At 68.8% G+C, this 12955-nt stretch carries 10 protein-coding genes; 5 read left to right on the forward strand and 5 right to left on the reverse strand.

The window, feature by feature from the left end; translation table 11 throughout:
- Window positions 1-15 precede the first annotated feature (15 nt).
- The 3 genes from katG to R3E10_11405 all read right to left on the reverse strand — a co-directional run bounded on the left by katG (window position 16) and on the right by R3E10_11405 (window position 5111).
- Window positions 16-2226 (reverse strand): catalase/peroxidase HPI, encoded by a 2211-nt coding sequence (katG, locus tag R3E10_11395; GenBank protein ID MEZ4416339.1) that lies wholly within the window; start codon window positions 2224-2226, stop codon window positions 16-18.
- 129 nt (window positions 2227-2355) lie between these two features.
- A complete protein-coding gene (locus R3E10_11400; protein ID MEZ4416340.1) occupies window positions 2356-4005 on the reverse strand; it encodes an FAD-binding dehydrogenase in 1650 nt (549 codons plus the stop codon).
- On the reverse strand, window positions 3981-5111 hold the full coding sequence (locus tag R3E10_11405) for an MBL fold metallo-hydrolase (GenBank protein MEZ4416341.1): 1131 nt from the start codon (window positions 5109-5111) through the stop codon (window positions 3981-3983). The genes R3E10_11400 and R3E10_11405 overlap by 25 nt, the downstream gene beginning before the upstream one ends.
- Before the next feature lie 130 nt (window positions 5112-5241).
- Between R3E10_11405 and R3E10_11410 the strand changes: the two genes are divergently transcribed.
- From R3E10_11410 to R3E10_11425, 4 genes are all read left to right on the forward strand, one after another.
- On the forward strand, window positions 5242-6831 hold the full coding sequence (locus tag R3E10_11410) for a serine hydrolase domain-containing protein (GenBank protein MEZ4416342.1): 1590 nt from the start codon (window positions 5242-5244) through the stop codon (window positions 6829-6831).
- Window positions 6832-6909: 78 nt separating this feature from the next.
- Complete coding sequence (locus tag R3E10_11415; GenBank protein MEZ4416343.1) at window positions 6910-7470, forward strand: sigma-70 family RNA polymerase sigma factor; 561 nt, start codon at window positions 6910-6912, stop codon at window positions 7468-7470.
- Window positions 7463-7819 (forward strand): hypothetical protein, encoded by a 357-nt coding sequence (locus R3E10_11420; GenBank protein MEZ4416344.1) that lies wholly within the window; start codon window positions 7463-7465, stop codon window positions 7817-7819. Before R3E10_11415 ends, R3E10_11420 begins: the two co-directional genes overlap by 8 nt.
- Window positions 7816-8208: a hypothetical protein gene (locus R3E10_11425; protein MEZ4416345.1), complete on the forward strand. Its 393-nt coding sequence runs from the start codon at window positions 7816-7818 to the stop codon at window positions 8206-8208. The genes R3E10_11420 and R3E10_11425 overlap by 4 nt, the downstream gene beginning before the upstream one ends.
- A gap of 61 nt (window positions 8209-8269) precedes the next feature.
- On the opposite strand, the gene R3E10_11430 is transcribed toward R3E10_11425, so the two are convergent.
- Both R3E10_11430 and R3E10_11435 read right to left on the reverse strand, forming a co-directional pair.
- Entirely contained in the window at window positions 8270-9184 is a 915-nt protein-coding gene (locus R3E10_11430) for a retropepsin-like aspartic protease (GenBank protein ID MEZ4416346.1), read from the reverse strand.
- Between the two features lie 179 nt (window positions 9185-9363).
- Window positions 9364-11379: a hypothetical protein gene (locus tag R3E10_11435; GenBank protein ID MEZ4416347.1), complete on the reverse strand. Its 2016-nt coding sequence runs from the start codon at window positions 11377-11379 to the stop codon at window positions 9364-9366.
- 273 nt (window positions 11380-11652) lie between these two features.
- On the opposite strand from R3E10_11435, the gene R3E10_11440 reads away from it, so the two are divergent.
- Window positions 11653-12933: an aminotransferase class V-fold PLP-dependent enzyme gene (locus tag R3E10_11440; GenBank protein MEZ4416348.1), complete on the forward strand. Its 1281-nt coding sequence runs from the start codon at window positions 11653-11655 to the stop codon at window positions 12931-12933.
- Window positions 12934-12955: the final 22 nt, after the last annotated feature.

Genomic DNA, 12955 nt, shown 5'->3' on the forward strand with positions numbered 1-12955 from the left:
CTTGTTGTGCGGGTGCTACCGCACGTCGAAGCGGTCGAGGTTCATGACCTTGTCCCAGGCCGCCACGAAGTCACGCACAAACGCCTCCTTGGCATCGTCACAGGCATAGACCTCCGCGATCGCCCGTAGCTCCGAGTTCGACCCGAAGATCAGGTCCACGCGGGTGGCGGTCCACTTGAGGTCGCCCGTGGCGCGATCGCGCCCCTCGAACAGGGTCTCATCGTCCGAGGTGGCGTTCCACCGGGTCCCCATGTCCAGAAGGTTGACGAAGAAGTCGTTGCTGAGCGCGCCGGGTCGCCCCGTGAAGACCCCGTTTTGCGACGCGCCGACGTTGGCGTTCAGGACGCGCATGCCCCCGACCAGCACGGTCATCTCCGGCGCCGTCAACGTAAGCAGCTGCGCCTTGTCCACCAGCAACTCCTCGGACGTGACGCTGTAGCGTTCCTTTTGGTAGTTGCGGAACCCGTCCGCGAGCGGCTCGAGCACCGCGAACGCCTCGACATCGGTCTGTGCCTGGGTCGCGTCTGTGCGCCCCGGCGTGAAGGGCACCTCCACCGTGTGTCCGCCGGCCTTGGCCGCCTGCTCCACGGCCGCACAGCCACCCAGCACGATCAGGTCGGCGAGCGAAATCTTCTTCCCCCCGGACTGCGCGCCGTTGAACTTCTTCTGGATCGCTTCCAGCTTGCCCAGCACCTTGGCCAGCTGGGCGGGCTGGTTGGCGTCCCAGTCCTTCTGGGGCGCGAGCCGGATGCGCGCGCCATTGGCGCCACCGCGCTTGTCGGAGCCACGGAAGGTGGAGGCCGACCCCCAGGCCGTCGACACCAGCTCGGAGACGGAGAGCCCCGCGCCGAGGATCTCTGCCTTGAGGGAAGCGACGTCGGCCGCGTCGACCATTGGGTGATCGACCGCGGGAACCGGGTCCTGCCACAGCAACTCCTCGCCCGGGACCAACGAGCCCAGGTAGCGCGAGCGCGGACCCATGTCGCGGTGCGTCAGCTTGTACCAGGCCCGGGCGAAGGCGTCGGCCAGCTCGTCCGGATTCTCGTGGAAGCGCTTTGCGATAGGCGCGTAGATCGGGTCCATGCGCAGGGCCAGGTCCGCGGTGGACATGATGGGGGCGTGGCGCTTCGAGGCGTCGTGCGCGTCCGGTACAGTGGTGGCTGCAGCCGGATCGGTCGGCACCCACTGCCAGGCACCGGCCGGGCTCTTCACCAGATCCCACTCGTACCCGAAGAGCGTGTCCAGGTAGGAGTTGTCCCACTGGGTCGGAGTCGGCGTCCAGGCCCCTTCCAGGCCACTGGTGGTGGTGTCCCCACCGAGGCCCGAGCCGTGACGATTGAGCCAGCCCAGGCCCTGCTCGGCGATGGTGGCGCCTTCGGGCTCTGGGCCCATCAGGGCCGGGTCGCCCGCGCCGTGGCATTTCCCGAAGGTGTGGCCGCCCGCGATGAGTGCCACCGTCTCCTCGTCGTTCATGGCCATGCGCGCGAAGGTTTCGCGGATGTCGCGACCCGAAGCGATGGCGCTCGGCTGTCCGTTGGGACCCTCCGGGTTCACGTAGATGAGACCCATCTGCACGGCAGCCAGCGGGTTCTCGAGGTCACGGTCTCCGGTGTAGCGCTTGTCGCCCAGCCACTCGGTCTCAGCGCCCCAATAGATGTCCTCTTCGGGGCCCCACACGTCCTCGCGACCCCCGCCGAAGCCGAACGTCTCGAAGCCCATCGACTCGAGCGCGCAGTTGCCCGCCAGGATCATGAGGTCGGCCCAGGAGATCTTGCGGCCGTACTTCTGCTTGATGGGCCACAGCAGGCGCCGCGCCTTGTCGAGGTTGCCGTTGTCCGGCCAACTGTTCAGCGGCGCGAAGCGCTGGGTGCCGGACGACGCACCGCCCCGTCCGTCGCCGATGCGGTACGTGCCCGCGCTGTGCCAGGCCATGCGGATGAAGAGCGGACCGTAATGACCGTAGTCGGCGGGCCACCACTCCTGTGAGTCGGTCATCAGCGCGAAGAGGTCCCGCTTCAGCGCCTCGAGGTCCAGCGTCTTGAACTCCTCGGCGTAGTTGAAACCGGGCCCCATGGGGTCGCGTTCCACCGTATTCTGTCGGAGGATCGCGAGGTTCAGTTGATTGGGCCACCAGTCCCGATTCGAGGTGCCTCCGACCGTGGAGTGGATGGGCGCTCCGTGAGCGACCGGGCACTTGCCTTCGTTTCCTGCAGCGCTTCCGTCCATGACTTCATCCTGAGTCCGACTGTTGATGCGACCGGCGAATGGAGAGAGGTGGAAAGACCCCCGAGCCGGGGCCCGGTTTCATTCTTCAAGATTGCGTGGAATCGCTGCCCGCGACGCCGAAATGGGCGCTCAGCCGACTGCGGCGGCGGCTGCCCGGCCGGCGATCCGCCCGGAGAACAGGCACCCACCCAGGAAGGTGCCTTCCAGCGCGTTGTAGCCGTGCATCCCACCGCCACCGAAGCCACTGGCCTCGCCCGCTGCGTAGAGCCCGGGGAGCGGCGCATGCGCCGGCGTGAGCACGCGCCCTTCCAGGTCGGTGTGGAGGCCGCCCAGCGTCTTGCGCGTGAGCACGTGGAGCCGCACGGCGATGAGCGGCCCGTTCCTGGGGTCGAGCATCCGGTGTGGCCGGGCCACGCGCACGATGCGGTCGCCGAGGTAGCGGCGGGCACGATGGATGGCTGTGATCTGTTCGTCCGCGGCCTGGGGATCGTGGATCTCCTGGTCGCGCGCCTCGATCAGTCGCCGCAGCGGCTCCAGCGCGATGCGTTCCGCGCCCACCAGTCGGTTCATTCCAGCGACGAGCTCCGCCAGAGTAGAGGCGACGACGAAGTCTTCGCCGTGCCGCTTGAAGGCCTCGACCGGACCGGGTGCGCCGGGCCCGAGCCGCGACAACAGCAGGCGAAGGCTCTTGCCCGTGAGGTCCGGGTTCTGCTCACTGCCAGACAGCGCAAACTCCTTCTCGATGATCTTCTGCGTGAGCACGAACCACGAATAGTCGTGACCGGTGCCGCGCAGGTAACGCAGCGTGCCCAGCGTGTCGAAGCCTGGAAGAAACGGGGCGGGCAGGCGATTGCCCCGGGCGTCGAGCCACAGCGACGAGGGGCCCGGCAGGATACGGATCCCGTGGTTCTCCCAGATCGGATTCCAGTTGCGGATGCCTTCGGTGTAGTGCCACATCCGGTCGGGGTTGATGATGGCCGCCCCGGCGTCCGCGCTGATCCCCAGCATGCGCCCGTCCACGTGGGCGGGAACGCCGGAGACCATGTGCGCCGGTGGCGAGCCCAGCCGAGCAGGCCAGTTGTGCCGCACCAGGTCATGATTGCCGCCGATGCCGCCCGAGGTGACGATCACGGCTGCGGAGCGCAGCTCGAACGAGCCTACCGCGACGCGCGAGCTGGCCGTGCCTCGCGCCGCGGCGGAGGACTCGAGCACCGTACCGCGCACGCCCACGACGGAACCGCGCTCCTGGATCAGCTCGTCCACCCGGTGGCGGAAAGCGAAGCGCACACGGCCCTGTTCCACGTGCTCTCGCACCCGCCGCTCGAACACGTCGACGAGGGCGGGACCGGTGCCCCAGGTCACATGGAAGCGCGGCACCGAGTTCCCGTGCCCTCCCGGACGGCCGTCGCCTCGTTCCGCCCAGCCCACGACGGGAAACCAGCGCACTCCCAGCGCCCGTAGCCAGGCACGCTTCTCTCCGGCAGCGAAGTGCACGTAGGCCTCCGCCCAGCGGCGCGGCCACTGGTCCTCGGGCCGGTCGAACTGGGCCGAGCCCAACCAGTCCTGCCAGGCCAACCCGAAGGAGTCCCTGACGCCCAAGCGTCGCTGCTCGGGCGTGTCGACCAGGAACAGCCCCCCCAGGCTCCAGAAGGCCTGCCCGCCCAGGCTCTGCTCGGGCTCCTGATCCAGAAGCAGCACCGTGCGGCCCCGGTCGGCGAGCTCGGCGGTGGCCGTCAGCCCCGCCAGGCCGGCGCCTATGACGATGGCATCCGCTTCCATGGCATCCCCGTGCACGTGTCGAGGACACAAGACAGACCCGACCCCGCGTGTGGCAAGCGGTCGAGGGCGTCCCACACGGCGGCCACGTTCGAGCGATGCAGCAGCCCGTAGTTCGTCCAATCGGCGTACTCGGTCATGGCCACGCGTTCGAGAGCCTGCTCACGGGTGGGGCCGGCAGTGCGGGCTTCTGTGACCTCGCGCTGTAGAGCGGACCAGTAGGCGAGTGCCTCGCGAAGGATCTCCGGTCCGCCTGTGGGGCCGTGGCCGGGCACGACGTGCTCGACCTCCTCGCGCTCGGCGAGCGCGACCAGGCGCCGCAACGCCAGGATCCAACCGCCCAGGCTGCCGGACTGGGGGTCCAGGCCGCTGAGACCCCGAGCCTGGGCCAGGTCACCCACCACCAGCAGGTGGAGCGACGGCACGAACACGGCGAGGTCTCCGGGCGAGTGGGCGGGTCCGAGCGCGAGCATCCGGAGCTCGGTGTCCCCGATCGTCCTCGTGGCGTCGGCGCTCAGCACCTGATTGGGAGGCGTGATGCGCACGTCGGCGTGTCGTTCCAGGTTGGTGGCGATCGCTTGCCGGCGCTGCTCCAACGCGCTTCGCGCGGACGCGTCCAGCTCCGCGCGTTTCAGTGAATCGGCGAGGTGCGTCAAGACGCCCGGCGCGCGGGCCAGGAAGCTCGCCATTTGAGGGATGCGGGCTTCCATCTCCCGGAGGGTCGCCTCGTGCGCCAGGATGGGGACTCCGTCGAAGACCTGGTTTCCCCAGGTGTGATCGTCGTGCGCGTGCGTATTGATCACGAGCACGACCGGGCGCCCCAGGTCGCGTTCGGCTCGCTCGCGGAAGGCCCGCGTGAAGGTGCGGAGCATGAAGTCGTCGATCAGCACCACACCCGCGGATGTGGCCAGCGCCGTTGAATTGGCCTCCCAGATGCTGTCGGTGCCCACCCGGATGTCCGGTCCCAACGGCTGCACCTGGACGCCGACCTGGGCGGTGCCGGGTGAAACCCGGCTCAGGGCCATGACCAGGAAAGCGGCGCCGAACAGCGCGCGCTGTCTCTCCGGCCCTCCCCCAGGGGCGGCCCTTGCTTCGCTCTCCTCTGCCATCCCGCCTCAGCGATCCTGTGCCTTGCTGTCCTCCGCAAAGAACTATAGCTAGAATTGCAATATACCTTACACTTCTACGAGGCCGGGCGGCGCACGTCCTGCCGCTTGGGAGAATGGAGAGGAGGGAGCGATGTGGGGGTGTCGGTGGGGGTTGGGGCAAGAGCGGCGGGGTGGAACGCCGCGGTGGCGTTCGCTGATCATGCTCCTTCCAGTCATGTCAGCCGCCGCGGCGGCAGGGCTGGGGGCACAGGAGTCGAGCGCTCCGCAGGTGGAGCGCCTGCGACGAGCGCTCGAAGCGTTCGTGCAAGCAGCCGAAGTCCCGGGAGCCACAGCGGCGGTGGCACCGATGGACGGAGGTCCGGTGGTCGCGGTGGCGGCCGGGCTCGCGGACGTGGAGCAAGGTGTGGCCATGACGCCGTCGCACCGAATGCCCGCGGGGAGCGTGGGAAAGACGTTCGTGGCGGCAGTGGTCCTTTCGTTGGTACAGGACGGAGTCCTGCACCTGGACGACTCCGTGTCCCGGTGGTTGGGAGGTGAGGCGTGGTTCGAGCGCGTGCCGAACCACGAGGCCCTCACCATCCGCTCGCTCCTCTCCCACACCAGCGGCATTCCCGATCACGTCTACGAGGACGCGTTCATCGCAGACGTACGACGACGCGTCGGGCAAGGCTCGAGCCCCGACTTCCACTACCAGCCCGTCGAGCTCGTCGAGTTCGTCCTGGACCGCCCCCCCTTTGCTCCGGTGGGGCATGAGTACCACTACTCCGACACCAACTACATCCTGCTCGGCCTCATCGTCGAGACGGCGACCGGACGAACCTACGAGGACCTTCTCCGCTCACGCCTTCTGGAGCCACTCGGCCTGACCGTCACCACACCTGCGCAGTCCCGATACCTTCCAGGCGCCGCGGCCGGCTACGCTCCCGGAAACGCGCTGGGATTGCCGGAGAAGGTCCTCACGAACGACACCATGGTCTTCCACCCGCAGACCGAGTGGACGGGAGGAGGACTGGTCACCTCCGTGAGCGATCTGGCCCGCTGGGGTCGCGCGCTCGTTCAAGGGCGCACCGTGCTGGATTCGGCTACGCTCGCGCTCATGGCAGAGCCCACCCCGGCCTCGAGGGGCCGCTATGGTCTGGGGCTCTCGACAGGCGGCGGCCCGTGGGGGCGGACCGTCGGGCACGACGGCTGGTTCCCGGGCTACCGCACCAAGCTCGCCTGGGTGCCCGGCGCGGGTGTCGTGGTCGCCGTACAGGTCAACCGCGATGTCGGCGTCGATCTGGGCCGGGCCCTGCAGAGCCTGCTGGACGCGTGGGCGGGCAAACCGCCGGAGACGGGAGAGGCGCCAAGCGCGTCCGCCTCCTGTCAGCCGCCCCCAGAGGGCTACGAAGGCCACTGGCAACTCAGCGCCACTTCCGGAAGCGGGGCCCGGCTTCCCATCGCACTGGAGCTCGCGCGGGACGGTGACGGCTATCGGGGCACCTGGAATCCCGGACCCGACGTGGTCTGGAACGTGGTCGGCGCGGTGTCGGAAGGGGCGTTGCGCCTACGTACCGAAGGGCCGGCCCGAGGGAGCCGCAGGGGTGAGGCCCTGCCCGATGGTCTCGTGATCGAGGCGACACGCGACAGGGACGGCATCCGTGGATGGTTCAGTCCGGTGTTGGGCGCTGGAACGGGGCGTATCCGTCTGGAATGGTCTGGACGCTACTCGTGTCCCTGACGAACCCGGCAACGTTCTGACCCTCCCGGGGCGTCCGACTCCTGGAGGTCGCACGAAACCGGGCAGCCAGGGGAGCGCTTGGGCAGCACCGAGTCGAATCTGGTCGCCCGGGCGCTGGACGGGGACGCCGCGGCGTTCGCCGCGCTGGCGGAGCTGCATTTCGACGCGGCCTTCGCTGTGGCACTGGCCATCACGGGCGTTCGCGAAGACGCCGAGGACGCGGTCCAAGAAGGGCTGGTGCGCGCCTGGCGGAGACTGCGTCAATGTCGCCACCCGGAACGTTTTCGTGCGTGGTTGCTCTCCGTGGTGCGCACCGTGGCCTTGAACGCCATCGCCCATCGTTCGCGGCGGACCATGGTCTCGCTTTCGGAGGCGATCCCTGCCCAGACGCCGCGCCCCGATCACCGAGTCCTGAGAGGTGAGCTGCGAGACCGCCTCGAGGCCGCCTTGCAGTGGCTCACTCCCGTGCAGCGCCAGGTCCTCTTGCTGTATGACCTGGAAGGCTTCCGGCACCGCGATGTCGCGGAGTTGCTCGACATCTCCGAGACGATGAGCCGCCGCCACCTGTCCGACGCCCGTGCAGCCATGCGTCGCCACTTGAGCCGGGGCCAGCCGGATGTCAGGATCAGACATGCGTGAATCGGAGCCTCTGGATCTCGAGGCACTGCGCGCGCCTCCGGGCGCCCGGCGCCGGGTGATCGATGCCGCCATGGCGCAGATTGGTGCGGAGCAGCGGCCTTCGGTCCTGGAACGTCTGCTGGCTTTCCAGGCACGCCAGGCGCGCTGGCTGGTGCCCGTAGCCGCCGTGTTCTGGGCTTCGCTGCTGTTCGGTGGGAGGGGCGACGGGAGCGACCGGGACACTGTGCCCGGCGGTGTGGGTCCCTCGGCCGCCGAGCTGACGTCTCTATGGGGGATCGACACCGGCACGATCGCACGCCTGCGCGGGGAACCGGAGCAACTCCTCGTGGCCACGGATCCCGTACGATGAGGACCGACCGCACCGTGCTGGCGCTCGGTACCGCCTCGCTTCTCGCCGCCTTCGCCTTCGGCGTGGCGATAGGGCGGTTCAGCGCCGGCCCGCACAAGGTCACCAAGGTCGTGGTGGTGGACCAGAACTCCATCTTCGCCGACCTCGACCTTACGGCGGAACAGCAGCAGCGGATCGACGGCGTACTGGCGGAGCTGGCCGAGTGGACCGATTCGCTCGCGGCCGAGTCCGAGGGTGTGCTGGAGGAGCGGACGGCCCGCACTCAAGCCGCGATCCTGGAGGTGTTGACTCCGGAGCAGCGCGAGCGGTACCGGAGCAGGATCGACTCCGCGCGCGTGATCATGCGCGTCCGCCGAGAAGCGGTGGGGCTCCCCCCCAGCGAGCCCTAGCCCCGCGTCGGTCGCGGAGACGCGGGGCTAGGGTGGCTCGCTCGGCGTGGGTGAGGAATCGTCACCCGCTCCCAGCGCCGCGGATCGAGCCGGGCTCCTGGCCGCGCCCCAGCCAGTACCTGCGGTTCGCTTGATCCACGGACAAGGTCAGTCCGAGGAGCGCAGGCGTACCGACGTTGGCCCGATCGAAGCGGCTTTGGAATAGGACTTCGTGGCTGGACAGAAGCACGTCCTCCAGCTTGACGGGCACAGCCGCTTCCGAACGGAGCACCTCGTAGGCGCCCGTCACCATTCGCACCGTGTCGGGGACGGGCGGCGCGCTCAGGGTGAGCTGCTCCATGAGAGCGCGAGGCAGGAACGTGGGTCGGCCGTTGCCGGTGTCGATGTCGGCGGCCACGGTCACGTCTCCCACCCGCAACGTACCGTTCGGCACGACCTGGTCCGTGGCGAACGGGATGACGCCGTCGCTGTCGGGCAGCGAGCCGGGCGTCACGCGGATCTCGGAAGCTGCGAAGTCGAAGGTGACCACGTTGCCCATGAACACCGTAGTGCTCAGCACTCCGGGGGCGCCGATGCTCTCGAAGAGGCTCTCGTTGCCCAGCGCGATCAGAGGGATGTCCGGCAACGTGAGGTCTCCCAGTCGGAGCGAGCTCGCCAGGAAGATCTCCGCAGGCTGTGGGTCGCCCGCCGGGTCACCTACCATGGCGTCACCGATGGAGGGGAGGTCCAGGCCGGCGGCGAGCGAGGCACTCACCACATTGCCGAGAGCTCCGGTATCGACGATGAACGGGACCGGTGCGTGGGCGCCGATTGCCAGCATGATCACCGGGCGACCGTTGAGGATCTGCATCGGCAGAACCAGCGGCGCACGGAGCGGCCGAGACTCGAAGGTGGGACTCCTTCGCACCTGCGCGCCGAGCGGCGGTGCGCAGAGGGAGAGGGCGATCAGGGCTGGGATCAGTACGGGCCGTCTCACGCGACCTCCGGGCCGGGGGTGTGGCGAGCCCACGGAACGGTGTGGGCTCGCATCCCCTAGACCGCACCACCTGCGGATCTGTGAGGAGCGAGGGGGAAGCCCGTGCGTCGGCGGCGGCCGGGCCGCCCCGCGCCACCGGACTCACGTGGATGCCGGGACTGCCCGCCCGCTTCCGCCGACTATTGTCGACAGACGTTGGCGGGTTCGTAGAACGCCCAACCCGGATCGTTGGGACCGGTGGGCGCCGTGTCCACCAGCCGGAAGAACTGCGTGTAGTCGTCCAGCAGCGTCCAGCGCTCCCCAACCGTGGTGCGCACGTTGAAGACGCGCTCCAGGCACGGGCACCACTCGCGGCCCACCCGGAATCCGCCCTCCTCGATGTAGCGTTGGCATCCTGCCCCGAACGTGAGGGGCATGGCGATGAGGTCCGGCAGCGTGGCGGGCACGCGTTCTTGTTGCAGCGTGGGTAGCGAGTACGCCAGGCGGCGCATGTTCTCCTGGAACTGCTCGAGCACGGGCGACTCACACCCCTGTTCGAAGAGCACGTCCAGGTCCTGGCGAATCTCCAGGACCATCCGCGCCATGAGCAGCGATGTGCGGATCATCTCCCCCATGGCCACCGGATTGACCACGGCCTGCAGGACCTTCTCCACCACGCGCCCAGGATTGCGGGAGTCGAAGCCTGGGGCGTAGAGCGCGGGGGCTGCGGGCGAGTCGGCATCCCACAGCTCGAAAGGCCGAACGAAGTCGGTGTGGATGTACGCGGTGTCCTGATCGACCACGTGAGGTGCCGTGTAGTCGTCCCAGGCGACCGTGGTGACAGTCCTGGTCACTTTGCTGCCGAGAGGGATCAAGTCCGCGCAGCGATCCGAATACCTGAGCACGGTGCGCTTGTAGATCTGCCCGAACTCCCACTCCTCCGTGGCGTTGGGGAAGAAACCCTCGAAGATGGCCCGGAACTCCCCGCTCGCCTGGAAGCGATCCCAGAACGTGGGGTCCACGTAGGCCAGGCCGCGGGCCGGCCAGGTCCGGGCACGTTCCTGCTCCAGAGCAGCGCGGCGCGCCAGCTTGGCCTGGCGTTCAGCACGTTCCCGCGAATCGCGCTCCGCACGGGCCGCCGCGTACAGCGCCTGTTGTTTCGCGTAGGCCTCCTGGATCTCGCGGATGGCCAGCACGTTGTTCTGGAGGGGTGGCTCCACGCGGTTCCGGTCGTCCCCCGACATCCAGACGAACGGCTGGGTGGGGTCGGAGCGCCGACCGAACCAGCGCTCCAGTGTCATCGGGACCTCTACCGTCTCGTCGCTGGTGAGAGGATGACGCTCGTAGGCCCACTGGAAGTTGGTGTCGGGTTGGCGGAGCAGGCGCACATCGGTGCCGTAGTGCCAGATCTCGATCTGCGCCACGGCGTTCCCTGTGGGTCGCAGCAGGGGAACGATCTGCTCGCGAAAGCGGCGGCTGGTCTCGGTTCCGTAGCGGAGCACCGGCCGGCCGTACATGTCGGTCTCACCGCTCTCCTGGAAGTCGAGGAGCGGCTGGGTCTCGGTGACGGGGCGCACCACCGCCAGCCACACCCTCCACTCCCGCTCCGCCAACAGGTAGACGGCGGAGCCGTCGAACGTGCCTAGCAACTGCGAGGCGGGCCAGCCGCGATCGCGCAGCGTAGGTGGCCATGCACCATCGGTGCTCGCCTGCACGACAGGCGCCTGGTAGAGCGGGTGCTGGGACCAGAGGGGGATCGCCACCAGATAGCGGCCACTGCCTCGGGGGGACTGGGGCAGCACGTCCTGGGCGAGTACTTCGCGCAGGACCTGCGTGGCGGCACGGGACAGCATCACACCATCGCGGCGGAGGTTGCCGGGGGCGGCGGGAATCACCATGGCCGCGGGGCCGGCGTCCTGCACGGAATAGCGGCCTCCGCTTTCCACCAACGCCGCCGAGAGCAGGACGCAGGCGCCCACCATCGCTTCCAGGGGAAGTTGGATGCGGAGCGCGGGCGTCGCCTTCAAGGGGCCGAGTCCGTCGTACAGCAGCGGAGTGCGGATCTGCTGCTGCACGGTGCGGATCCGTGCGGCGATCTGCGGATCCATGCAGGGGTTGGCAGAGCCGCTGACCTGGGCCCCGGCCGCAGCGGCCGTGACCCACGAGAGGACGAGTGCCAGGAGGAGGGGACGGAATGGGAAACGCATCGACGACATGACGTTCACTGCGGTGAAGGGCCTGCAGGCGGGTGGTCTGAGGAAACTCCAGGTGGGAATCGAGCGCGGCAAGGGTGGCGTGGTCCCCGGGAGTCCGCGTGGGCCGCGAGGCAGCGCTGCGGGGACCCCGCTTTACGGGCTTGACTCTCCCCCCCCCCGCGGCAGCGCTGCGGAGACCCCCGCTGGACGGGCCCGGGCGCCCCCGTCAGCTTGCCAGAACCCCGGGAAGCGCAAGTCGTACCGGGAGTGCGGCGCCAACGGAGGAGCCAGTCGATGGAGCACAGGACGGGTGGGGGGTCGCTCACGCGACGGCAGCTTCTGGCGGGCGCGGGTAGCCTGGCTGCTACGGCCTGGGTGCCGGGGCTGGTGCGCCCCGTCCACGGCACGGCCGCCGGAGCACCCGCAACGCAGCAGGCGTTTCCGCGCAAGGCGGACTTCGTCATCCCGGAGGGCGTGACGTACATCAACGGCGCCTACATGCATCCGATGCCGACCGTGGCGCGTGACGCGGTGGGGGAGTATCTGGAGCGCAGGGCCGGCTTCACCACCCAGACCAGCGCCAGCCCCGACATCAGCGGCGACGTGAAGGCGGAATTCGCCGCGTTGATCAACGCGGCTCCGCACGAGATCGCCTTCGTCCCCAACACGTCGACGGGCGAGGTGTTGGTGGTGCACGGCCTCGGCATTCCCGGTTCGGGCGGAAACGTGGTCACGGACGCACTCCATTTCGAGGGCGCCATCGTGCATCTGCAGGCGTTGGAGCGGAGCGCCGGCCTGGATCTCCGGATCGTCATGCCGTACGAGGGAGCCATTCGGCTGGAGGACCTGGAGCGAGCCATCGATCGCGACACACGGTTGGTCGAGCTTTCGCTGGTCACCATGTACAACGGCTTTCAGCACGACCTCGAGGCCGTCTGCGAGCTGGCCCACGCGCACGGCGCCTACGTGTATGCGGACATCATCCAGGCAGCGGGAGCCGTGCCGATCGACGTGCGCGCCAGCGGCGTGGACTTCGCGGCCTGTTCTGGGTTCAAGTGGTTGATGGGCGACCTGGGGCTGGGGTTTCTCTACGTGCGTGAGGACCTGATCGGTCGGGTGCTCGAACGGACGCAGACGGGCTACCATTCCGTGAGCCGCTACGGCACGCACTTCCTGCCGTTCGACCCACCCGGGTCCGCTCCCTTCACCTGGGACTTCGGGACGTCGGCCAGCGCGCACTTCGAGGTGGGTAGCGTGGCCGGGGCGGCGCGGGCAGCACTTGGTGCGTCGATCCCCTACCTCCGCCACCTCGACCCGGCCCGCATCGAGGCCCACCGCCAGCCGCTCCTCGGGCGGCTTCGCGAGGAGATGCCCCGCCTCGGCTTCGAGTGCGTCACGCCCGAGGGCACGACCTCACCCATCATCACGTTCGCGATGGCGGATGGGACCGGCGTGGAGGAGCGCCTGAAGCGGGCGGGTGTCGATGTGCGCGTGGCCGAGCACTACATCCGCTTTTCCCCGTCCGTCTACAACGACATGGCGGACATCGAGCGGGCCCTGGAGGCGCTTTCCTGAGACGGGCCCAGTCCCATGATAC

Source organism: Gemmatimonadota bacterium, from assembly GCA_041390105.1.
Classification (GTDB): domain Bacteria; phylum Gemmatimonadota; class Gemmatimonadetes; order Longimicrobiales; family Gaopeijiaceae; genus JAGQIF01.

Bases quoted from the DNA above. Each gene is read 5' to 3' on its own strand.
- R3E10_11410 (MEZ4416342.1), top strand. From the start codon at position 5,242: ATGTGGGGGTGTCGGTGGGGGTTGGGGCAAGAGCGGCGGGGTGGAACG.
- R3E10_11435 (MEZ4416347.1), bottom strand. From the start codon at position 11,379: ATGTCGTCGATGCGTTTCCCATTCCGTCCCCTCCTCCTGGCACTCGTC.
- R3E10_11425 (MEZ4416345.1), top strand. From the start codon at position 7,816: ATGAGGACCGACCGCACCGTGCTGGCGCTCGGTACCGCCTCGCTTCTC.
- R3E10_11405 (MEZ4416341.1), bottom strand. From the start codon at position 5,111: ATGGCAGAGGAGAGCGAAGCAAGGGCCGCCCCTGGGGGAGGGCCGGAG.
- R3E10_11400 (MEZ4416340.1), bottom strand. From the start codon at position 4,005: ATGGAAGCGGATGCCATCGTCATAGGCGCCGGCCTGGCGGGGCTGACG.
- katG (MEZ4416339.1), bottom strand. From the start codon at position 2,226: ATGGACGGAAGCGCTGCAGGAAACGAAGGCAAGTGCCCGGTCGCTCAC.
- R3E10_11440 (MEZ4416348.1), top strand. From the start codon at position 11,653: ATGGAGCACAGGACGGGTGGGGGGTCGCTCACGCGACGGCAGCTTCTG.
- R3E10_11420 (MEZ4416344.1), top strand. From the start codon at position 7,463: ATGCGTGAATCGGAGCCTCTGGATCTCGAGGCACTGCGCGCGCCTCCG.